Origin of the sequence: Streptococcus sp. 1643 (assembly GCF_006228325.1) — a bacterium.
Classification (GTDB): Bacteria; Bacillota; Bacilli; order Lactobacillales; family Streptococcaceae; genus Streptococcus.
This window is the reverse complement of sequence record NZ_CP040231.1, coordinates 1,459,964-1,479,214: the sequence shown is the minus strand read 5'-3', so window position 1 is coordinate 1,479,214 and position 19,251 is coordinate 1,459,964. Positions and strand designations below refer to the sequence as shown.

The window sequence follows — 19,251 nt, the reverse complement described above, 5'->3', positions numbered from 1 at the left end:
CGGCTATTTTAGCAGATTTGTGGTACAATAGAAGGAGTTTGGTAAAGGAGAGAGTATGCTATTTGTAGAGAAAAAATTAGGTCACGATTGTACATGGATAGACCTTGATGTGGACAAGATTAAAAACATGGAAGACCTTTCGGATGTCTATGGATTGGACAAGGAAACCATCGAGTATGCTCTGGATAGAAATGAGCGTGCTCACATGGACTATCACCGTGAAACGGGAACGGTAACCTTCATTTATAATGTTCTTGACTTAGAAAAAGACAAAGAATATTATGAAGCGATTCCGATGACCTTTATCGTTGAAAAACAACGGCTGATCACAATTAGCAACCACAAGAATAGTTATGTGATTAAACGTATGGCAACCTACCTTGAAAGCCATGAAGTTGTTTCAATCTACAAATTTCTTTTTGCCAGTTTAGAGATTATTAGCAATGCTTATTATCCAGTTATTGAAGAAATGGATAAAAGTAAGGATGAAATCAGTGCACTTCTTCGTCAAAAAACAACTAAAAAAAATCTTTTTGCCCTCTCTGACTTGGAAACTGGTATGGTTTACCTGACTGCTGCTGCCAAACAAAATCGTCTCCTCTTGGAACACATCCAAGGGCATGCTCTTTATCGCAATTTTAATGAGGTAGAAAGAGAGCAGTTTGACGATGCCATGATTGAAGCTCATCAGTTGGTTTCGATGACAGACTTGATTTCTCAAGTTTTGCAACAACTCTCAGCCTCTTACAACAACATCCTAAATAATAATCTAAATGATAATTTGACAACTTTGACCATTATCTCAGTCTTGCTAGCTATCCTTGCGGTTATTACAGGATTCTTCGGAATGAATGTTCCCTTACCGTTTGCAGATGAACCAAATGCTTGGATTTATATTTTGATAGCTAGTCTCATTTTATGGGTAGTCTTAGCCCAATATTTAAAGAATATTGCTAGAAATTAAAAAGAAAAGGAGCCAGAATGGCGATTGAAAATTACATGCCAGACTTTGCTGTGGAAGCAGTTTATGATCTGACAGTCCCAAGCCTGCAAGCGCATGGTATCAAGGCTGTTTTGGTCGATTTAGACAATACCCTCATTGCTTGGAACAATCCTGATGGGACGCCAGAGATGAAGCAATGGCTACATGACCTTCGGGACGCGGGCATTCGCATCATCGTAGTCTCAAATAATACCAAAAAACGGGTTCAACGTGCAGTTGAGAAATTTGGGATTGATTATGTTTATTGGGCCTTGAAGCCTTTCACATTTGGGATTGACCGTGCCATGAAGGAATTCCACTATGAGAAAAATGAAGTGGTCATGGTCGGCGACCAGCTCATGACGGATATACGAGCAGCCCACCGTGCAGGTATTCGCTCGATCTTAGTCAAACCCTTGGTCCAACACGACTCCATCAAAACGCAGATTAACCGAGCTCGCGAGCGCCGTGTCATACGAAAAATCACTGAAAAGTACGGACCGATTACATATAAAAAAGGAATTTAACTATGGAAGAAATTCTCTGTATTGGTTGTGGAGCAACCATTCAGACGACAGACAAGGCTGGTCTTGGATTTACTCCCCAGTCGGCACTTGAAAAAGGTTTGGAGACTGGCGAAGTCTATTGTCAACGCTGTTTCCGTCTCCGCCACTACAATGAAATCACAGATGTCCAGTTGACGGACGATGATTTCCTCAAACTCTTACACGAGGTGGGAGACAGTGATGCCTTAGTGGTTAATGTCATAGATATTTTTGACTTTAATGGCTCTGTCATCCCAGGCTTACCGCGCTTTGTATCGGGCAATGATGTTCTCTTAGTTGGAAATAAAAAAGATATCCTGCCCAAGTCAGTTAAACCGGGCAAGATTAGCCAGTGGCTCATGGAACGTGCCCACGAAGAAGGTCTTCGCCCCGTCGATGTCGTCTTAACTTCAGCTCAGAATAAGCATGCTATTAAGGAAGTCATTGACAAGATTGAACACTACCGTAAGGGACGCGATGTCTACGTAGTTGGTGTGACCAACGTTGGAAAGTCAACTCTCATTAACGCTATTATCCAAGAAATCACAGGTGACCAAAATGTCATCACGACTTCGCGTTTTCCGGGGACAACCTTGGACAAGATTGAGATTCCGCTTGACGACGGATCTTATATCTACGATACACCGGGGATTATTCACCGCCACCAGATGGCCCACTACTTGACGGCTAAAAACCTCAAGTATGTCAGCCCTAAAAAGGAAATCAAGCCCAAAACCTATCAGCTCAATCCTGAGCAAACCCTGTTTTTAGGTGGTCTTGGACGCTTTGACTTTATATCAGGAGAAAAGCAAGGATTTACAGCTTTCTTTGACAATGAACTCAAACTCCATCGTACTAAGCTTGAAGGCGCTAGTGCCTTTTATGACAAGCATCTGGGAACTCTTCTCACACCACCAAATAGCAAGGAAAAAGAAGATTTTCCAAAACTAGTCCAACATGTATTTACCATCAAGGACAAGACAGACCTAGTCATCTCAGGACTAGGCTGGATCCGCGTAACAGGCACCGCCAAAGTCGCCGTCTGGGCACCAGAAGGCGTCGCCGTCGTCACACGAAAAGCAATCATTTAAAATAAAATCACTGAGCGAACAAAGTGAGCTCATACGGAGATAGTTATTGCCGTGGTGTGATTGCCAATCTTTAGATTGGCAAGGGGCACAATTGAGACCTAGGCTCAATTGTGAGGTCAGGAAATCCATTTTTCAAAGATGAAGTCTTTGAAAAATTAGTTCCGACCGTCCCTCACCACCTAAAATAACTATCCAAAAAGGAAGAAAGAATATGTCATTAACATCAAAACAACGTGCCTTCCTCAACAGTCAGGCACACACCCTCAAACCCATCATCCAAATCGGGAAAAATGGTCTCAACGACCAAATCAAAACCAGCGTCCGTCAAGCCCTCGACGCCCGCGAATTGATCAAGGTTACTCTCTTACAAAACACAGATGAAAACATCCACGAAGTAGCTGAAATTTTGGAAGAAGAAATTGGTGTGGATACTGTCCAAAAAATCGGACGCATCTTGATTTTGTTTAAACAATCCAGCAAGAAAGAAAATCGCAAGATTTCCAAGAAAGTCAAAGAAATCTAAAAAAGACATTCCAAGGAACGGTTTTTACAGAGAATTAAAGGAAGACGAGCCTATGGCAATCGAATTATTGACTCCCTTTACCAAGGTAGAGTTGGAGCCAGAAATCAAGGAGAAAAAACGCAAACAAGTCGGGATTTTAGGGGGAAATTTTAACCCTGTTCACAATGCCCATCTTGTTGTGGCGGACCAAGTACGACAACAGTTAGGACTGGACCAGGTCCTGCTTATGCCCGAATACCAACCACCTCATGTAGATAAAAAGGAAACCATCCCCGAGCACCACCGTCTCAAGATGCTTGAGTTGGCGATTGAGGGAATTGAAGGCTTAGCCATTGAAACTATTGAGCTGGAGCGCAAGGGCATTTCTTACACCTACGACACTATGAAGATTTTGACAGAGCAACATCCAGATACGGATTATTACTTCATTATCGGGGCTGATATGGTGGACTATCTGCCTAAATGGTACCGAATTGATGAGCTGGTCGACATGGTTCAGTTTGTTGGAGTTCAGCGCCCGCGCTACAAGGCAGGGACTTCCTATCCAGTTATCTGGGTGGATGTGCCTCTCATGGACATCTCGTCCAGCATGGTGCGTGACTTCATTGCCCAAGGTCGGAAACCTAACTTTCTCCTACCTCAGCCAGTGCTAGACTACATCGAGAAGGAGGGGCTTTACTGATGGCATACCAAGACTATATCAACTGCTCCCGTGAGATTTTGTTGGAAAAAATGGCAGAGCTTCTGCCTGAAAAACGCTTAACTCATTGCTTGGGTGTGGAGCATGCAGCCATAGAGCTTGCGAAGCGATTCGGAGTTGATGCTGAGAAAGCGGGTCTAGCAGGCCTCCTTCATGATTATGCTAAAAAGCTGTCAGATCAGGAATTTCTAGACTTGATTGACCGTTACCAATTAGACCTTGACCTCAAAAACTGGGGCAATAATGTTTGGCATGGTATGGTTGGCATCTACAAGATTCAGGAAGATTTGGATTTGCGTGATCCGGAGATCCTAAGAGCTATTGAAATCCATACAGTCGGGGCTGGTCAGATGACCGATTTAGACAAGGTCATCTATGTAGCAGACTACATCGAGCACAATCGTGCCTTTCCAGGAGTGGACGAGGCACGTGAGATTGCTAGTCTATCGCTCAATAAGGCTGTGGCCTATGAAACAGCGCGAACTGTGGAGCATTTAGCTCATCAGGGATTCCCCATCTATCCCCAAACCCTTGAAACCTATAACGCATTTGTGCACTATTTGAAAGAGGACTAAATGAACGAAAAAGAATTACTAGAACTAGTCGTGAGAGCGGCGGATGAGAAGCGTGCGGAGGATATCCTCGCACTTGATGTACAAGATTTGACCAGCGTGACAGACTACTTTGTCATCACGAGCTCGATGAATAGCCGTCAGTTGAACGCAATCGCTGATAACATTCGTGAAAAAGTAGCAGAAGCTGGTGTTAAAGGCAGCCATGTCGAAGGCGATGCAGCTGGAGGTTGGGTCTTACTAGACCTCGGTGGTGTCGTTGTGCATATCTTCTCAGAAGAAATGCGTGCCCACTATAACCTAGAAAAACTGTGGCATGAGGCGGAGTCTATAGATATTTCTGAAGCCTTGGCCTAGTAGATGAACTCAGTTGCAGTCAACTGGGTTTATTTGCTTATTTTAGAAAAAATGGATAGAAAGGTGAGAGCGTTGTGTTTTGTTCATCTCGAAACTGAACATGAGCTAAAAGCTGCGAGAAAAAGAGTAACTTCCTTTGTATCTGACGATACAGCAGAAAGTTTCCTATTTTCTCCTTGCTTTTAACGCTCTTTGTATCTTAGAAAGGATTTGAACCCGTCCTGTAATCGCCGGAAAATAGATAGCCTTCCTTGGAGCTCGGCTCCATCGTCAAGCTCCTAATTTTCATTCCGATTACGGGCGGACTTGGTATCATGATTATGGCAACTTACGAAACCTTTGCGGCTGTTTACGATGCTGTGATGGATGATAGTTTATATGATAAATGGACGGATTTTTCTCTGCGTCATTTGCCTAAGACCAAGGAGAGAAAGAAGCTTTTGGAATTGGCTTGTGGAACAGGTATCCAGTCTGTCCGCTTTTCTCAGGCTGGCTTTGATGTGACAGGACTTGACTTGAGCGCGGATATGTTGAAGATTGCGGAGAAGAGAGCTGCTTCAGCCAAGCAAAAGATTGATTTTATTGAAGGCAATATGCTGGATTTGTCCAAGGCAGGTCAATACGACTTTGTCACGTGTTATTCGGACTCTATCTGCTACATGCAGGATGAGGTAGAGGTAGGAGACGTCTTTAAGGAAGTCTATAATGCCCTCAATGAAGACGGAGTTTTCATCTTTGACGTGCATTCAACCTACCAGACGGATGAGGTTTTTCCAGGCTATTCTTATCATGAAAATGCGGAAGATTTTGCCATGCTTTGGGACACCTATGAGGACGAAGCACCTCACTCCATCGTGCATGAGTTGACCTTCTTTATCAAGGAGGCTGACGGTTCCTTTAGTCGCCACGATGAAGTGCATGAGGAGCGGACCTATGAGGTCTTGACCTATGATATATTGCTGGAACAGGCCGGTTTCAAGTCTTTCAAACTCTATGCGGACTTTGAGGACAAGGAACCAACAGAAACTAGCACCCGTTGGTTTTTTGTCGCGCAGAAGTAGGAGATTTCTATGATCATCACAGGTATTATCGCGGAGTTCAATCCTTTTCATAATGGGCACAAATACCTGCTGGAGCAGGCGGAGGGACTGAAAATCGTTGCCATGTCTGGAAATTTCATGCAACGAGGAGAGCCGGCTATCGTGGACAAGTGGACACGGACCCAGATGGCGCTGGAAAATGGCGCAGACTTGGTCGTGGAATTGCCCTTTTTAGTTAGTGTTCAGGCAGCTGATTTCTTCGGTCAAGGAGCTGTGGATATCTTGGCTCGCTTGGGGATTGATACTCTAGCTTTCGGGACGGAGGAAGTTCTGGATTATCAGAAAATTGCTGACCTATACACGGAGCAAGGTGCTGAGATGGAGAATTTTGTGGAAAATCTGCCTGATTCCCTCTCCTATCCTCAGAAAACCCAAGCCATGTGGAAGGAATTTGCAGGTCTGGATTTTTCTGGCAACACGCCCAATCATGTTCTTGCTCTGGCCTATGCAAAGGCAGTTGCGGGACGAAACATCAAGTTGCATCCGATTCAGCGTCAAGGAGCGGGTTATCATTCTGTGGACAAGGATGTGGACTTTGCCTCGGCGACAGCCCTTCGTCAGCATCAATCAGACCAAGGTTTCTTAGAACGCTTTATGCCTTCTGTTGCCCTCTTTGAGCAGACCAGTAAGGTGAGCTGGGATGACTATTTTCCCTTGCTCCGCTATCAAATCTTGTCAAATTCAGACCTAACCGCCATCTATCAGGTCAATCAAGAAATGGCTGTACGCATCAAGGATGCCATCAAGACGGTCCAGTCTGTGGAGGAATTGGTCGAGGTAGTTGCGACCAAACGTTACACAAAAGCGCGTGTCAGACGCCTCTTGACCTATATTTTGGTGCAGGCCAGAGAAAGTGATTTGCCAGAAGCCATCCATGTCCTAGGATTTACAGAAAAAGGCAGACAACATCTCAAGTCTCTGAAAGAGCAGGTCCATCTAGTCAGCCGAATTGGCAAAGAACCTTGGGATACCATGACCCAAAAGGCAGATCAGATTTACCAACTAGGACAGCCAAGCATCGTAGAGCAGAATTTCGGCAGAGTCCCGATTAGAATAGAAACAAACTAAGTCTACTGAAAGGTGGACTTTTTTAGAAGATTTTCGAATAAAGAGATAGAAAAGAAAAATCTTGTACAATTTCCTGACAATTTTTTTCTTTTCGTGTATAATAGTGGAAAAGAGGTAAAACGAGGTATGGTTATGGAAGCAGTTCTTTACTCAACATTCCGAAATCATTTAAAAGACTACATGAAGAAGGTAAACGATGAATTTGAGCCTTTAACGGTGGTCAATAAAAATCCAGATGAGGATATTGTAGTCCTTTCAAAGAGCGAGTGGGATAGTATTCAGGAAACCCTGAGAATCGCTCAAAACAAGGGACTTTCTGACAAGGTCTTGCGAGGAATGGCTCAAGTCCGAGCTGGAAGTACTCAGGTACATGTGATTGAGGAGTGAGAAATGCTGCTCAAGTTTACAGAAGATGCCTGGGCAGATTATTGCTATTGGCAAAACCAAGATAAGAAAACATTAAAAAGAATCAATAAACTAATCAAGGATATTCAACGCGATCCTTTTTCAGGAATAGGTAAACCAGAGCCACTCAAGTATGACTACCAAGGAGCTTGGTCACGGCGCATTGATGCAGAAAATCGCTTGATTTATATGATAGATGGAGATAGCGTGGCTTTCTTGTCCTTCAAAGATCATTACTAAGTCTACTGAAAGGTAGGCTTTTTTGCTTCGTTTTTCGTGGAAATTTAAATTTTTAAAGATTCTTAATTTTACTTGAAAATCTAAGGGATTTCTTCAAAAATTCACACAAAACTCTTCAATTTGGGTTTGTGGAAATCGGTTTTTTATGATAGAATATTAAGGAATGTATGTCATTCGATAAACAATTTAATGAGGTAAAAACATGGAAATCATGACACTTGCGATTGCTGTTTTTGCCGTCATCATTGGTTTAGTCATTGGATATGTCAGCATCTCAGCTAAGATGAAATCATCTCAAGAAGCTGCAGAGTTGATGCTTCTAAATGCTGAACAAGAAGCAACTAATTTACGAGGACAAGCTGAGCGCGAAGCGGATTTATTACTAAATGAAGCTAAGAGTGAAAGCAAGTCTCTTAAAAAAGAAGCACTATTGGAGGCCAAAGAGGAAGCCAGAAAATACCGTGAAGAAGTGGACGCTGAATTTAAGTCAGAACGTCAGGAACTCAAGCAAATTGAAAGTCGTTTGACGGAACGTGCAACGAGTCTTGACCGCAAAGACGACAATTTGACGAACAAAGAAAAAACACTTGAACAAAAAGAACAAAGTATTTCTGATAGAGCAAAAAACCTTGATGCACGTGAAGAGCAATTAGAGGAAGTCGAAAGACAAAAAGAAGCTGAACTTGAACGTATCAGCTCCCTTTCCCAAACTGAGGCTCGAGATATTATCTTGGCTCAAACAGAGGAAAACTTGACCAAGGAAATTGCTAGCCGCATTCGTGAGGCTGAGCAAGAAGTGAAGGAACGTTCAGACAAGATTGCGAAAGATATCTTGGTTCAGGCTATGCAGCGTATCGCTGGTGAGTATGTAGCGGAGTCAACAAACTCTACAGTTCATCTACCAGACGATACCATGAAGGGACGCATTATCGGTCGTGAAGGTCGAAACATTCGTACCTTTGAAAGTTTGACAGGGGTCGATGTGATTATCGACGATACACCGGAAGTGGTAACCTTGTCAGGATTTGATCCGATTCGTCGTGAAATTGCTCGTATGACCATGGAAATGTTGCTCAAGGATGGCCGTATCCACCCAGCTCGTATCGAGGAGTTGGTGGAGAAAAACCGTCAGGAGATTGACAATAAAATCCGTGAATATGGGGAGGCTGCTGCCTATGAGATTGGTGCGCCGAACCTCCATCCAGACTTGATGAAAATCATGGGACGCTTGCAGTTCCGTACTTCTTATGGACAAAATGTCTTGCGTCATTCGATTGAGGTTGCTAAGTTATCTGGTATCATCGCCAGTGAACTTGGTGAAAATGCAGCTCTTGCCCGTCGTGCTGGATTCCTTCACGACATCGGGAAAGCTATTGACCGCGAGGTTGAAGGTAGCCACGTTGAGATTGGTACGGAATTGGCTCGTAAGTACAAGGAACACCCAGTTGTGGTCAATACCATTGCTAGCCATCACGGGGATGTCGAAGCCGAAAGTGTCATTGCAGTAATCGTTGCTGCAGCAGATGCCTTGAGTGCAGCGCGTCCAGGTGCTCGTAGTGAGTCTCTTGAAAGCTATATCAAGCGTCTCCATGATTTGGAAGAAATCGCCAATGGCTTTGAAGGAGTGCAAAATAGCTTTGCCCTTCAAGCAGGACGTGAAATCCGTATCATGGTAAATCCAGGACAAATCAAAGACGACAAAGTCACAATCTTGGCTCACAAAGTTCGTGAGAAAATTGAAAATAATCTCGATTACCCAGGAAATATCAAGGTAACCGTGATCCGCGAACTTCGTGCAGTAGATTATGCTAAATAAATAAGAAAGAGCAGTTGAAATATTACTGCTTTTTTGTTACACTAGATAGAAAGACTGTAGAAGGATAACTGACGCTATCATCAGTATCCGAGAGAAATTTTACTTTATTTCACAGACTAACTAAAGGAGACATAATGGCAGACCGAGGCTTGCTAATCGTTTTTTCTGGTCCTTCAGGAGTTGGGAAAGGAACGGTTAGAAGAGAGATTTTTGAGAGTTCTGAGAATCAATTTCAATACTCTGTATCGATGACGACGCGTGCGCAACGTCCTGGTGAAGTGGACGGGGTGGACTATTTCTTCCGTACTCGTGAAGAGTTTGAAGAGCTAATCCGTCAAGGTCAGATGTTGGAATATGCAGAATATGTCGGTAACTACTATGGAACTCCTCTAACCTATGTCAATGAAACTTTGGACAAGGGAATCGATGTCTTTCTTGAGATTGAAGTCCAAGGAGCACTTCAGGTTAAGAAAAAGGTTCCAGATGCTGTCTTTATCTTCTTAACACCACCAGACTTGGATGAATTGCAAGATCGTTTGGTAGGTCGTGGAACAGATAGCGCTGAAGTGATTGCCCAACGAATCGAAAAAGCTAAGGAAGAAATTGCTCTCATGCGTGAGTATGATTATGCCATTGTCAACGATCAGGTGCCCCTCGCTGCTGAACGTGTCAAGCGTGTGATCGAAGCAGAACACTTCCGTGTGGACCGTGTTATTGGTCACTATCAGGAGATGTTGCCAAAATCTCCAACTACTCGATAAACTATAGGAAACAGGTACAAGCAAATGATGTTAAAACCCTCTATCGATACCTTGCTGGACAAGGTACCATCAAAATATTCACTCGTAATCTTGGAAGCAAAGCGTGCCCACGAACTAGAAGCAGGCGCGCCAGCAACTCAAGAGTTTAAGTCTGAAAAATCAACTCTTCGTGCTTTGGAAGAAATTGAGTCTGGAAATGTAACCATTCACCCAGATCCAGAAGGAAAACGTGAAGCGGTTCGTCTCCGTATCGAAGAAGAAAAACGCCGCAAAGAAGAAGAAGAAAAGAAAATCAAAGAGCAAATCGCTAAAGAAAAAGAAGATGGTGAAAAAATTTAAGGTTGGGGGGACTCAATCTTATTTTTTCTATTGCAAGAATGTACTGACAAGGAGGAGGTGAGAAGATGGCAATCGTAAAGATTATTGTGGATGTTCCCCTTATGCAGACGGACCAGCCCTATAGTTATAAGGTCCCTGAGGAATTTGTAGAGATGCTGGAAGTCGGTATGCGGGTTCATGTCCCCTTCGGCAAGGGTAATCGTTTGATACAAGGGATTGTGCTTGGCCTGGAGTCCCAGTCGGATGAAGAGATGGAAGGTCAGGACTTGAAGGAGATTGCAGAGGTGCTAGACTTTTCTCCCGTCTTGACTCAAGAGCAACTCTGGCTGGCTGAGGAGTTACGCAAGTCTGTCTTTTCTTATAAAATCTCCATTCTAAAAGCCATGTTGCCGGGATTTTTAAACTCCAGTTATGATAAGATTCTTTATCCTTTAGAAGGTCTCAGTCAGGCAGACCGAGAGCGTTTGTTTGGTTCAGAAGCTTCGCTAGCCTTTTCTTCTCTAGATTTGGCCAAACAGGCAGAAATGATGCGCTTGACTAGAAAAGGGCTACTCCGTTTAGAATACCAGGCAGTCGATCAAAAGAAGGTCAAGACCCAGTCTTGGTATGAGGTTGATGCTACTCAGCTAGAGCGGATTGAGATTTCTGCGCGTGCTAAGAAAAAGGCAGAGCTGAGAGATTATCTGCTGTCTCATCCTGAAAGTGCTCCTCTGGCTAGCTTGTTAGAATCCTACTCACGGGAGCAAGTCAACTTTTTTGTGGAGCAAGGAGCTTTAACTCTAGTCCAAAAGGAAGTGCAACGTTCAGCTGCTTATTTTGAAGGCATTGAAGCAAGTACACCTTTGGAGCTGAACCCAGAGCAAAGACAAGCTCGCGATGCGGTTGTCAGTGCTATTGGTAGTCAACAGCCTCCATTCCTCCTTCAAGGGATTACAGGAAGTGGGAAAACGGAGGTTTACTTGCAGATTATCCAAGGAGCCTTGGATAAGGGTAAGACGGCTATTTTGCTGGTGCCTGAGATTTCTCTGACGCCACAAATGACGGAGCGTTTTATTGCTCGATTTGGTGAGAAAGTAGCCATTCTTCACTCAGGCCTGTCCAATGGTGAAAAGTACGACGAATGGCGCAAGGTTGAGCGTGGCGATGCCCAAGTTGTTGTTGGCGCTCGATCAGCTATCTTTGCTCCTTTGAAAAATCTAGGTGTTATAATTATCGACGAAGAGCATGAAGCTAGCTACAAACAAGACAGCAATCCCCGTTATCATGCTAGAGAGGTCGCCATTCTACGGGCCCAGTACAATCAAGCAGCCCTAGTCCTTGGCTCAGCGACACCGAGCTTAGAAAGCCGTGCGCGGGCTGGAAAAGGCGTCTATCAACACTTACGCCTGACCCAACGGGCCAATCCTTTGGCCACTATTCCTGAGGTTCAAGTGATTGACTTTCGTGACTATATCGGGCAGAATGAGACGTCAAACTTTACGCCTCCTTTGCTAGAGGCCATCCAAGACCGTTTGGATAAAAAAGAGCAGGTAGTCCTCATGCTCAACCGTCGGGGTTATTCTAGCTTTGTTATGTGTCGGGAGTGTGGGACGGTAGATAGCTGCCCCAACTGTGACATTTCTCTGACTCTCCACATGGATACCAAGACCATGAACTGCCATTACTGTGGCTTTTCCAAGGGAATTCCTCATGTCTGTCCCAACTGTCAGAGCCGCAGTATTCGCTACTACGGTACGGGGACTCAGAAAGCATATGATGAACTAGCAGATCTCTTTCCTCAGGCTCGCATTCTACGGATGGATGTGGATACGACCCGTAAGAAAGGCAGTCACCAAGCTCTTCTTGACCAGTTTGGCCGAGGGGAAGCAGATATCTTGCTGGGAACTCAGATGATTGCTAAGGGCTTGGATTTTCCAAATGTGACCCTAGTCGGAGTGCTTAATGCGGATACGGCCTTAAATCTGCCAGATTTCCGTTCCTCTGAGAGAACCTTCCAGCTCTTAACTCAGGTGGCTGGTCGCGCAGGTCGTGCAGAAAAGGCTGGGCAGGTTTTGATCCAGTCTTACAATCCTGAGCACTATGCCATTCGTTTTGCAAAAGATCAGGACTATGAAGGCTTTTACGCCTATGAAATGAGCATCAGGCGCCAACTCGGCTATCCGCCTTATTATTTCACTATTGGGATTACCCTCTCTCACAAGAAAGAAGAAGAGGTTGTCAAACGTGCCTATGAAGTCATGGGAATTTTGCGCTCAGGTTTATCGGAAACTAGTAAAATCCTTGGACCAACGCCTAAACCCATCGCACGTACCCACAACCTTTATCATTATCAGATTTTGATTAAATACCGTTTAGAAGATGAGCTGGGACCAACTCTCAATCGAGTTTTGGCCTTGACTCAAGAACGGGAAAATAGCGAGCTCCGTCTCAGCATTGACCATGAGCCGCAGCAATTTTTATAAGAAGGAGAAGAAATGACAAAACTAATCTTTATGGGGACACCCGACTTTTCAGCAACAGTTTTGAAGGGGTTGTTATCAGATGACCGTTACGAGATTCTAGCTGTTGTAACCCAGCCAGATCGCGCTGTCGGTCGTAAAAAAGTCATCCAAGAAACCCCAGTCAAGCAGGCTGCCAAAGAAGCAGGCCTTCCCATCTACCAACCTGAAAAATTATCTGGAAGCCCAGAGATGGAAGCCATTATGAAGCTAGGGGCGGATGGGATTGTGACCGCTGCTTTTGGGCAGTTCCTCCCAAGTAAACTTCTTGATAGCATGAACTTTGCGGTCAACGTTCACGCTTCCCTCCTTCCAAAACACCGTGGTGGTGCACCCATTCATTATGCCTTGATTCAAGGGGATGAGGAAGCTGGTGTGACCATTATGGAGATGGTTAAGGAAATGGATGCAGGAGATATGATTTCTCGTCGTAGCATTCCTATCACAGATGAGGACAATGTCGGCACCTTGTTTGAGAAATTAGCGATTGTTGGTCGTGACTTGCTTTTGGACACCCTTCCTGGCTATATTGCTGGGGAGATCAAACCTGTGCCTCAGGACCCAAGTCAGGTCACTTTCTCGCCAAATATCAAACCAGAGGAAGAAAAGTTGGACTGGAATAAGACTAACCGTCAACTCTTCAACCAAATCCGTGGCATGAATCCATGGCCTGTTGCCCACACTTTTCTCAAGGGAGACCGCTTTAAAATTTATGAAGCTCTACCAGTAGAAGATCAGGGAAATCCAGGTGAGATTCTGTCTATTAGCAAGAAGGAATTGATCGTCGCAACGGCAGAAGGTGCCCTATCTCTCAAGCAAGTCCAGCCAGCTGGAAAGCCTAAGATGGACATTTCTTCCTTCCTCAATGGAGTTGGACGGACATTGACTGTAGGAGAACGATTTGGTGACTAAAGTAGAAACGGCTAGAAGTCTTGCTCTAGCAGTGCTAGAGGATGTTTTGGTTAACCAAGCATATTCCAATATTGCCTTAAATAAACACCTCAAGGGCAGTCACCTCTCAGTAGCAGATAAGGGGTTGGTGACAGAGATTATCTACGGAACGGTAGCCCGAAAACTCACTCTGGAATGGTATCTGTCCCACTTTATCGAAGACAGAGATAAGTTAGATAACTGGCTCTATATCCTGCTCCTTCTGAGCGCCTACCAACTTCGGTATCTGGATAAGGTTCCTAATCACGCTGTTGTTAATGAAGCGGTAGAGCTAGCCAAAGCCCGTAAAAAAGGCAGTGAGAAATTGGTCAACGCCGTCCTGCGTCGTATCTTACGAGAAGGCTGGCCAGATATTGACAGCATTAAGCGAAAAAATAAGCGTGATTCCTTTACCTATTCTCTCCCAGTTTGGCTAGTATCTAAACTCAAGGAAGAATACGGTGAAGAGCGAGCACAAGCCATCTTTAAAAGTCTCTTGGTGCGCAACAAAGCCAGTATCCGTGTAGCTGATTTGAGCCGAAAAGAGGAAATCAAAGCTTTGTTAGAAGCGACCGATTCCCCTTTGGCGGCCACTGGTCTGGTCAAGGAGCAAGGCCACTTTGCAGGACATGATTTGTTCGCAGAAGGGGCTATAACCATCCAAGACGAGTCCAGTCAACTGGTTGCTCCGACTCTTGATCTACAAGGCCATGAACAGGTCCTGGATGCCTGTGCTGCTCCGGGTGGAAAAACAGCCCATATGGCTTCTTACCTCACGTCCGGTAAGGTGACGGCTTTGGATCTTTATGATCATAAGTTGGACTTGATCCAAGAAAATGCAGAGCGTTTGGCTGTGGCAGATCGAGTGCAAACGCAAAAATTGGATGCCAGAAAAGTGCATGAGTTTTTTGAAAAGGACTCTTTTGATAAGATTTTAGTAGATGCTCCTTGTTCTGGGATTGGACTTTTACGTCGCAAACCAGACATCAAATACAATAAAGAAACGGCAGATTTCACCTCCTTACAGGAAATTCAGCTGGAAATATTAGGTAGTGTTTGTCAAACACTACGAAAAGGTGGTATAATAACGTATAGTACCTGTACTATTGTCTCTGAGGAGAACTTTCAAGTCGTCAAGGCGTTTTTAGAAAGTCATCCCGAGTTCGAGCAGGTTAAACTAGAACACGAATGTAAAGATATCCTGAAAGATGGCTGTATCCTGATTACTCCAGAATTGTATGGAAGTGATGGATTCTTTATTAGCCAATTTCGCAAGATATCAGAATAGGAAGGAACTGACACAATGGAAATAGCATTATTAACAGATGTTGGTCAGAAACGGACAAATAATCAGGACTATGTCAATCACTTTGTCAACCGAGCAGGACGAACTATGATCATCTTGGCTGACGGGATGGGAGGCCACCGTGCAGGAAATATCGCTAGTGAGATGGCGGTAACAGATCTCGGTGTGGCTTGGGTGGATACCCAAATTGATTCAGTCAATGAAGTTCGTGAGTGGTTTGCCCACTACCTGGAGATTGAAAATCAAAAAATTCATCAACTAGGTCAGGACGAAGCATACAGAGGCATGGGAACAACGCTAGAAGCTATTGCTTTTATTGACAACCAAGCTATCTATGCTCACATTGGAGATTCTCGTATCGGTTTGATTCGTGGAGAAGAATACCACCAGTTGACCAGTGACCATTCCTTGGTCAACGAATTACTTAAGGCTGGTCAATTGACTCCAGAAGAAGCAGAAACTCACCCTCAAAAGAATATCATCACCCAGTCTATCGGACAAAAAGATGAAATCCAGCCAGATTTTGGGATGATTACACTGGAGTCAGGGGATTATCTCTTGCTCAATAGTGATGGTTTGACCAATATGATTTCGGCAAGCGAGATTTATGATATCGTAACCAGCGATATTTCCCTAGCAGACAAGGCGGCAACCCTCATTCGTTTCGCTAACAATGCAGGAGGTTTAGACAACATTACGGTTGCCCTTGTTTACATGAACGAGGAGGCAGCAGAATGATCCAAATCGGCAAGATTTTTGCCGGGCGGTATCGGATTGTCAAGCAGATTGGTCGAGGAGGCATGGCAGATGTTTACTTGGCCAAGGATTTGATCCTAGACGGGGAAGAAGTGGCAGTGAAGGTCCTGAGGACCAACTACCAGACAGACCCTATTGCTGTGGCACGTTTCCAACGTGAAGCGAGAGCCATGGCGGATCTGGACCATCCTCATATCGTTCGGATAACAGATATTGGTGAGGAAGATGGTCAACAGTACCTAGCTATGGAATACGTAGCAGGTCTTGACCTCAAGCGTTATATCAAAGAACACTATCCTCTTTCAAACGAAGAAGCAGTTCGAATTATGGGACAAATCCTCTTGGCCATGCGCTTAGCCCATACTCGAGGAATTGTTCACCGGGATTTGAAACCTCAAAATATCCTCTTGACACCTGACGGCACAGCCAAGGTCACGGACTTTGGGATTGCCGTAGCCTTTGCAGAGACCAGTCTGACCCAGACAAACTCAATGTTAGGCTCTGTTCATTATTTGTCACCTGAACAAGCGCGTGGTTCTAAAGCGACCTTCCAGAGTGATATCTATGCAATGGGGATCATCTTCTATGAAATGCTGACGGGACATATCCCTTATGATGGGGATAGTGCAGTTACGATTGCCCTCCAGCATTTCCAGAAGCCACTTCCGTCCGTCATAGCTGAAAACCCATCTGTCCCTCAGGCTTTAGAAAATGTTGTCATCAAGGCGACTGCTAAGAAGCTGTCAGACCGTTATCAGTCTGTTTCAGAAATGTATGTGGACTTGTCAACTAGCTTGTCTTATAATCGTCGCAATGAACCGAAGCTGGTCTTTGATGATGCGAGTAAGGCAGACACTAAGACTTTGCCTAAAGTTCCACAAAGTACACTGACATCGATTCCTAAAGCTCCGGCGCAGGAAGAACGCCCTCAACCAAAGAAACCGACTCAACCAGTGGCAGAACCGGTTCCAGCGCCAAAGCCAGCTAAGAAACGGAAATTTAAGGCTCGCTATATGATTCTTTTGGCCAGTCTTCTATTGGTTGCGGCCTCTTTAATCTGGATTTTGTCTAGAACACCTGCAACGATTCCCATTCCTGATGTGGCTGGACAAACCGTTGCAGAGGCCAAAGAAGCACTCAAAAAATCCAAGTTTGAAGCTGGTGAAGAGAAATCGGAGGCTAGCGATACAGTAGCGGAAGGACGCGTTATTCGAACGGATCCAGAAGCTGGTAGTGGCCGAAAAGAAGGAACCAAGGTCAATTTGATTGTTTCTTCTGGTAAGCAATCCTTCCAATTGAGCAATTACGTCGGACGCAAGTATACGGAAGTCGTAGCTGAACTCAAGGAGAAGAAGGTTCCTGAAAATCTAATCAAGATGGAAGAGGAAGAATCCAGCGAAAGTGAACCTGGAACCATCCTTAGACAGACTCCTGCTTCGGGTTCGACTTATGATCTCTCAAAAGCTACTACGATTACCTTAACAGTAGCTAAGAAGGTGACTAGTGTCAGCATGCCGAACTACGTCGGTTCAAGCCTCGAGTTTACAAAGAATAACTTGACTCAGATTGTCGGTGTGAAGGAAGCAAATATTGAGGTTGTTGAAGTATCGACTGCTCCTGAAGGAACGGCAGAAGGAACTGTTGTAAGTCAAACGCCAAGAGCAGGAGAACTGGTTGATCTTGCAAGTACGCGTATCAAACTTTCCATCTACAAACCAAAAACACCACCGTCAACTTCATCCTCTAATCCTGCCCAACGTGGGAACCAGGGTTCTCCTACAAGTCCAAACCAGGGGAACCAACAAGGAAATCAACAAGGGCACACTCCTTCTAGCAGTTCATCCAATAATGAAGGATCTCACGAAAGTTCCCGAGATTAAACGAATCTTTGTCATCATTTCATGACAAAGATTTTTTTTCACAAGATTTTGTGATAAAATATAGGGAGTAGAAAAAGGAGGAGAAAATGGACGAATCGAGAGAGTTGAATGCCGTCATTGATGTGATTATGCTAGCAGGAACCATTCTCCTGAAAAGTGGCTCAGAGATTCATCGGGTTGAGGATACTATGATCCGTATTGCCCATTCGCAGGGAATAATGGATTGCAATGTTCTTGCCATGCCCGCAGCTATTTTCTTTTCTATTGAAAATACCAATATTTCTCGGATGAAACGGGTGACCTCATCCTCCTATAACATTGAAAAAGTCTGTGATGTCAACCAAGTATCTCGAGAACTTGTGAGTGGCCAGATTGATCTTTCTACAGCCTTTACAAAGCTCAAAGAAATCAGCAATCAAGCCCTTCCTTATACCAAGTTCCAAGTGACCGTAGCAGCGACCCTCAGTGCCCCTTTCTTCTCGATTATGTTTGGGGGCAATGTTTATGACGCTTTTGGTGCGGCTATTGCAACCTTATTTGGATTTTCCTTCTCTCTCTATGTCGAGAAGTTTGTCCGCATTCCTTTTGTAACGGCCTTTGCAGGTGCCTTTGTTTTCGGCTTGATCGCCCAGTTCTGGGCCCGCTATACAGGATTTCCTTCGACGGCAGACCTGATTATAGCAGGAGCGGTCATGCCCTTTGTTCCAGGGATTGCTCTGACAAATGCGGTACGGGATATCATGACCAACCATATCAACTCTGGTATGAGCAAGATGTTTGAATCTCTGCTCATTACCCTCGCTTTAGGGGCTGGCACCTCTGTCGCCCTGGTTTTGATGACATAAGATGACTCTAACAAGTATTTTGCTCCAAGCAGTGGCGAGTTTACTCGCCATTATCACCTTTCTAATCGTACTGAATGTTCAACGCTCTATGCTCCTACCTGGTGGTGTTTTGGGAATGGGCGTTTGGCTCCTCTATCTCGTCCTCAAAGAACCAACCAATGTTATTGTCGCGACCTTTATCGCAGCAGTAATTGGCTCTTGCATCAGTCAGATTTTAAGTATTGTCTATAAGACACCAGCGGTGGTCTTTGTCTTGGCTATTCTTGCCCCCTTGGTGCCAGGTTATTTATCCTATCGAACGACAGCTTTCTTTGTGACAGGCGATTACAGCCATGCAATTGCTAGCGCGACTTTGGTGGTTATGTTAGCTCTTGTTATTTCTATTGGAATGGCAAGTGGAACGGTAATTCTAAAGCTTTATTACTACATCCGAAAACAACGAGGAATCTCTTCCTAATACAATCAAAGCAAAGACTTGATTTGTTGAATCAAGTCTTTTTTCTCTCTTTTGTTCCTATTTGTGATAAAATAGAATGA

21 protein-coding genes are annotated in these 19,251 nt (G+C 44.4%); all 21 read left to right on the top strand.

What is annotated here, in order from left to right; all coding sequences use genetic code 11:
• Nucleotides 1–55: 55 nt before the first annotated feature.
• Nucleotides 56–964: a magnesium transporter CorA family protein gene (locus FD735_RS07790; protein WP_000899715.1), complete on the top strand. Its 909-nt coding sequence runs from the start codon at nt 56–58 to the stop codon at nt 962–964.
• A 17-nt stretch (nt 965–981) separates the two neighbouring features.
• Nucleotides 982–1,509 carry a YqeG family HAD IIIA-type phosphatase gene (locus tag FD735_RS07785; RefSeq protein ID WP_139658894.1) on the top strand — a complete coding sequence of 176 codons (528 nt, stop codon included), beginning with the start codon at nt 982–984 and terminating at the stop codon, nt 1,507–1,509.
• 2 nt (nt 1,510–1,511) lie between these two features.
• Entirely contained in the window at nt 1,512–2,618 is a 1,107-nt protein-coding gene (gene yqeH, locus FD735_RS07780; protein ID WP_000391189.1) for a ribosome biogenesis GTPase YqeH, read from the top strand.
• A 211-nt stretch (nt 2,619–2,829) separates the two neighbouring features.
• Nucleotides 2,830–3,141 carry a ribosome assembly RNA-binding protein YhbY gene (gene yhbY / locus FD735_RS07775; RefSeq protein WP_000060169.1) on the top strand — a complete coding sequence of 104 codons (312 nt, stop codon included), beginning with the start codon at nt 2,830–2,832 and terminating at the stop codon, nt 3,139–3,141.
• A 52-nt stretch (nt 3,142–3,193) separates the two neighbouring features.
• Nucleotides 3,194–3,823 (top strand): nicotinate-nucleotide adenylyltransferase, encoded by a 630-nt coding sequence (locus tag FD735_RS07770; protein WP_000963713.1) that lies wholly within the window; start codon nt 3,194–3,196, stop codon nt 3,821–3,823.
• On the top strand, nt 3,823–4,416 hold the full coding sequence (yqeK, locus tag FD735_RS07765) for a bis(5'-nucleosyl)-tetraphosphatase (symmetrical) YqeK (protein ID WP_139658893.1): 594 nt from the start codon (nt 3,823–3,825) through the stop codon (nt 4,414–4,416). The genes FD735_RS07770 and yqeK overlap by 1 nt, the downstream gene beginning before the upstream one ends.
• A complete protein-coding gene (rsfS, locus tag FD735_RS07760) occupies nt 4,417–4,770 on the top strand; it encodes a ribosome silencing factor (RefSeq protein WP_139658892.1) in 354 nt (117 codons plus the stop codon). It begins immediately after the preceding gene.
• 320 nt (nt 4,771–5,090) lie between these two features.
• The gene (locus FD735_RS07750; protein ID WP_061428021.1) at nt 5,091–5,831 is read left to right on the top strand and encodes a class I SAM-dependent methyltransferase; all 741 of its coding nucleotides are present in this window, start codon (nt 5,091–5,093) and stop codon (nt 5,829–5,831) included.
• Nucleotides 5,832–5,840: 9 nt separating this feature from the next.
• A complete protein-coding gene (locus tag FD735_RS07745; protein WP_139658891.1) occupies nt 5,841–6,938 on the top strand; it encodes a nucleotidyltransferase in 1,098 nt (365 codons plus the stop codon).
• Between the two features lie 132 nt (nt 6,939–7,070).
• Nucleotides 7,071–7,325 (top strand): type II toxin-antitoxin system Phd/YefM family antitoxin, encoded by a 255-nt coding sequence (locus tag FD735_RS07740; protein WP_176553065.1) that lies wholly within the window; start codon nt 7,071–7,073, stop codon nt 7,323–7,325.
• 3 nt (nt 7,326–7,328) lie between these two features.
• Nucleotides 7,329–7,583 (top strand): Txe/YoeB family addiction module toxin, encoded by a 255-nt coding sequence (locus FD735_RS07735; RefSeq protein ID WP_139658890.1) that lies wholly within the window; start codon nt 7,329–7,331, stop codon nt 7,581–7,583.
• Between the two features lie 202 nt (nt 7,584–7,785).
• Nucleotides 7,786–9,399, top strand: a complete 1,614-nt coding sequence (locus FD735_RS07730) for a ribonuclease Y (protein ID WP_000404963.1) — start codon at nt 7,786–7,788, stop codon at nt 9,397–9,399.
• 134 nt (nt 9,400–9,533) lie between these two features.
• Nucleotides 9,534–10,160: a guanylate kinase gene (gmk, locus tag FD735_RS07725; protein ID WP_000775041.1), complete on the top strand. Its 627-nt coding sequence runs from the start codon at nt 9,534–9,536 to the stop codon at nt 10,158–10,160.
• A 24-nt stretch (nt 10,161–10,184) separates the two neighbouring features.
• Nucleotides 10,185–10,499, top strand: coding sequence for a DNA-directed RNA polymerase subunit omega (rpoZ, locus tag FD735_RS07720; protein ID WP_002874282.1), 315 nt, complete (start codon nt 10,185–10,187; stop codon nt 10,497–10,499).
• Nucleotides 10,500–10,564: 65 nt separating this feature from the next.
• Complete coding sequence (locus tag FD735_RS07715; protein WP_139658889.1) at nt 10,565–12,961, top strand: primosomal protein N'; 2,397 nt, start codon at nt 10,565–10,567, stop codon at nt 12,959–12,961.
• Nucleotides 12,962–12,973: 12 nt separating this feature from the next.
• Nucleotides 12,974–13,909: a methionyl-tRNA formyltransferase gene (fmt, locus tag FD735_RS07710; RefSeq protein ID WP_139658888.1), complete on the top strand. Its 936-nt coding sequence runs from the start codon at nt 12,974–12,976 to the stop codon at nt 13,907–13,909.
• Complete coding sequence (gene rsmB / locus FD735_RS07705; protein ID WP_061428025.1) at nt 13,902–15,215, top strand: 16S rRNA (cytosine(967)-C(5))-methyltransferase RsmB; 1,314 nt, start codon at nt 13,902–13,904, stop codon at nt 15,213–15,215. The genes fmt and rsmB overlap by 8 nt, the downstream gene beginning before the upstream one ends.
• Nucleotides 15,216–15,230: 15 nt before the next feature.
• Nucleotides 15,231–15,971 carry a Stp1/IreP family PP2C-type Ser/Thr phosphatase gene (locus FD735_RS07700; protein ID WP_139658887.1) on the top strand — a complete coding sequence of 247 codons (741 nt, stop codon included), beginning with the start codon at nt 15,231–15,233 and terminating at the stop codon, nt 15,969–15,971.
• A complete protein-coding gene (gene pknB, locus FD735_RS07695) occupies nt 15,968–17,869 on the top strand; it encodes a Stk1 family PASTA domain-containing Ser/Thr kinase (RefSeq protein ID WP_139658886.1) in 1,902 nt (633 codons plus the stop codon). Before FD735_RS07700 ends, pknB begins: the two co-directional genes overlap by 4 nt.
• Nucleotides 17,870–17,955: 86 nt before the next feature.
• Nucleotides 17,956–18,714 carry a threonine/serine exporter family protein gene (locus FD735_RS07690; RefSeq protein ID WP_139658885.1) on the top strand — a complete coding sequence of 253 codons (759 nt, stop codon included), beginning with the start codon at nt 17,956–17,958 and terminating at the stop codon, nt 18,712–18,714.
• Between the two features lies 1 nt (nt 18,715).
• Complete coding sequence (locus tag FD735_RS07685) at nt 18,716–19,171, top strand: threonine/serine exporter family protein (RefSeq protein WP_000176909.1); 456 nt, start codon at nt 18,716–18,718, stop codon at nt 19,169–19,171.
• Nucleotides 19,172–19,251: the final 80 nt, after the last annotated feature.

What these genes read in the sequence shown, in the direction of transcription:
- FD735_RS07745 (WP_139658891.1), top strand. Translation starts at nt 5,841, where the DNA reads ATGATCATCACAGGTATTATCGCGGAGTTCAATCCTTTTCATAATGGG.
- FD735_RS07690 (WP_139658885.1), top strand. Translation starts at nt 17,956, where the DNA reads ATGGACGAATCGAGAGAGTTGAATGCCGTCATTGATGTGATTATGCTA.
- FD735_RS07715 (WP_139658889.1), top strand. Translation starts at nt 10,565, where the DNA reads ATGGCAATCGTAAAGATTATTGTGGATGTTCCCCTTATGCAGACGGAC.
- FD735_RS07735 (WP_139658890.1), top strand. Translation starts at nt 7,329, where the DNA reads ATGCTGCTCAAGTTTACAGAAGATGCCTGGGCAGATTATTGCTATTGG.
- FD735_RS07685 (WP_000176909.1), top strand. Translation starts at nt 18,716, where the DNA reads ATGACTCTAACAAGTATTTTGCTCCAAGCAGTGGCGAGTTTACTCGCC.
- yqeH (WP_000391189.1), top strand. Translation starts at nt 1,512, where the DNA reads ATGGAAGAAATTCTCTGTATTGGTTGTGGAGCAACCATTCAGACGACA.
- FD735_RS07770 (WP_000963713.1), top strand. Translation starts at nt 3,194, where the DNA reads ATGGCAATCGAATTATTGACTCCCTTTACCAAGGTAGAGTTGGAGCCA.
- rpoZ (WP_002874282.1), top strand. Translation starts at nt 10,185, where the DNA reads ATGATGTTAAAACCCTCTATCGATACCTTGCTGGACAAGGTACCATCA.
- FD735_RS07790 (WP_000899715.1), top strand. Translation starts at nt 56, where the DNA reads ATGCTATTTGTAGAGAAAAAATTAGGTCACGATTGTACATGGATAGAC.
- gmk (WP_000775041.1), top strand. Translation starts at nt 9,534, where the DNA reads ATGGCAGACCGAGGCTTGCTAATCGTTTTTTCTGGTCCTTCAGGAGTT.
- FD735_RS07750 (WP_061428021.1), top strand. Translation starts at nt 5,091, where the DNA reads ATGGCAACTTACGAAACCTTTGCGGCTGTTTACGATGCTGTGATGGAT.
- FD735_RS07700 (WP_139658887.1), top strand. Translation starts at nt 15,231, where the DNA reads ATGGAAATAGCATTATTAACAGATGTTGGTCAGAAACGGACAAATAAT.
- yqeK (WP_139658893.1), top strand. Translation starts at nt 3,823, where the DNA reads ATGGCATACCAAGACTATATCAACTGCTCCCGTGAGATTTTGTTGGAA.
- pknB (WP_139658886.1), top strand. Translation starts at nt 15,968, where the DNA reads ATGATCCAAATCGGCAAGATTTTTGCCGGGCGGTATCGGATTGTCAAG.
- fmt (WP_139658888.1), top strand. Translation starts at nt 12,974, where the DNA reads ATGACAAAACTAATCTTTATGGGGACACCCGACTTTTCAGCAACAGTT.
- FD735_RS07785 (WP_139658894.1), top strand. Translation starts at nt 982, where the DNA reads ATGGCGATTGAAAATTACATGCCAGACTTTGCTGTGGAAGCAGTTTAT.
- yhbY (WP_000060169.1), top strand. Translation starts at nt 2,830, where the DNA reads ATGTCATTAACATCAAAACAACGTGCCTTCCTCAACAGTCAGGCACAC.
- rsfS (WP_139658892.1), top strand. Translation starts at nt 4,417, where the DNA reads ATGAACGAAAAAGAATTACTAGAACTAGTCGTGAGAGCGGCGGATGAG.
- FD735_RS07740 (WP_176553065.1), top strand. Translation starts at nt 7,071, where the DNA reads ATGGAAGCAGTTCTTTACTCAACATTCCGAAATCATTTAAAAGACTAC.
- FD735_RS07730 (WP_000404963.1), top strand. Translation starts at nt 7,786, where the DNA reads ATGGAAATCATGACACTTGCGATTGCTGTTTTTGCCGTCATCATTGGT.